This is a genomic window from Actinoplanes sp. NPDC048791, from assembly GCF_040650095.1.
Classification (GTDB): Bacteria; Actinomycetota; Actinomycetes; order Mycobacteriales; family Micromonosporaceae; genus Actinoplanes.
Map to the genome: position 1 here is coordinate 1 of NZ_JBEZGQ010000307.1, position 1,750 is coordinate 1,750.

General features: G+C 73.5%; 2 protein-coding genes. Both read right to left on the reverse strand.

The features are described 5' to 3' along the window. On the reverse strand, positions 1–916 hold a 916-nt coding region (locus AB0C29_RS22115; RefSeq protein WP_360823008.1), incomplete at its 3' end, for a PfkB family carbohydrate kinase. A gap of 47 nt (positions 917–963) precedes the next feature. After that, a partial coding sequence (locus AB0C29_RS22120; RefSeq protein ID WP_360823011.1) for a zinc-binding dehydrogenase occupies positions 964–1,750 on the reverse strand: 787 nt, incomplete at its 5' end.

Below are 1,750 nucleotides of genomic sequence, written 5' to 3' on the forward strand. Positions count from 1 at the left end.
CGGGCGTCAGTCTCACCCGCTCGGTCAGCACCTGGACGGCGTCGATGCGCCCGGTGCCGAGCCCGTGGCGGGTCACGTTGAGGGCGCCGGCCGCGGCGCCCGTGCGTACGGCATCACACAGCGTGCCGCCCTGGGCCAGCACCGCCGCGACGCCGGCGGTCATCGAGTCGCCGGCCCCGCGCGACTCGGCGGCGATCATCTTCGGCATGTCGACCTCGTACACCTGGTCCTCGATCAGGGCCAGCGCACCCTCGTCGGCCCGCGAGACCAGCGCCATCTCGGCCCCGTCGTCGTGCAGCTTGTGCAGCGCGCGGGTCAGCGACTCGGTGGAGCCGTCCTTGACCATGCCGTCGCGGATCAGCTCCTCGTGGCTGACCTTGACCACGTGCGGGCGTGCTTCGAGCGCGGCGGCGAGGTGGGCCGCGGACAGGTCGACGATGACCTTGCAGCCGTTGGCGCCCAGGTCGGTGGCGAGCCGCCGGTAGATGTCGGCGGGCACGACGGACGGGTGGGCGGGCCCGCTGAGCACGGCGATGCCCGCCCGCAGCCCTTCGGCGAGCGCGAGGCTGTAGAGCTCGTCCATCTCGTGCCGCGACAACGGCTGGCCCGGGTCCTCGGCCAGCTCCTCGCGCTGGCCGCTGCGCCGGTCGTGGACGTACCAGCCGGTGCCGGAGTCGCGCTTGATCGTCTTCAGCGTCACGCCGTGGAACTTCAGCAGCGGCTCCAGCACCCGCCCGACCTCGCCGCCGGTGGCCGAACAGAGGGTGACCTGGGCCCCCAGCAGCGTGATCATCCGGGCCTGCCAGACGCCCTGCCCGCCCGGGTGCACGTGCAGCTCCGCCTTGTCGTGCTGCTGCTCGAGCGTCACGGTCAGCTGGGGCGCAGGCACGAACACCATGACGCCTTTGTGGCTCATGAGCACAGTCTTGCGGACGGGCCCGCGCCGCGGGCGTGATCGCTGATTTAGGCGGTCACGTCCAGGACCAGGCGGAACCGGGCGTCGCCGGCCAGCATCCGCTCGTACGCGGCGGGCGCCTGGGCCAGCGGCAGCACCTCGATCATCGGCCGTACGCCGTGCCGCCGGCTGAACGCCAGGTTGTCCTCGTTGTCGATGGCCGTGCCGGTGAGGCTCCCGGTGACCGTACGCGTGCCGAAGATCAGGTCCACCGTGCTGACCTCGATCGGATCGGTGGCCGCGCCCACCACCACGAGGCGTCCACGCGGCGCGAGTCCCGGCACCAGTGCCGTCATCGACGACCCGCTGGCGGCGGTGGCGATGATCGCGGCTGCCCCGCCGAGCGCCCGCAGCGCCGCCCCCGGGTCCTCGGCCGCGCTGTCGATGTACTCGTCCGCGCCCAGCTCACGGGCCAGTTTCTCCTTGCCGGTGCCGCGCGCGATCGCCACGACGCGGTAGCCGAGCCGGGCGGCGTACTGCACGGCGAGGTGGCCGAGACCGCCGATGCCCTGCACGGCCACGAGCGCGCCGGGCCGCGCGTCGATCTGCCGCAGCGCGGACAGGGTGGTCAGTCCGGCGCAGAGCAGCGGCGCGACCTCGGCGGCCGGCATCCCGTCCGGTACGCGGACCAGTCCGCTGGTGCGCGCGTACACGATCTCGGCGTAGCCGCCGTCCACGTCCGTGCCGGTCTGCGGCTGGTCGGTGCAGTTGACGAAGTCGCCGCGGCGGCACTGGTCGCACTCGCCGCAGTGCCCGCCGAGGTAGCCGACCCCGACCCGGTCGCCGGCCTGCCAG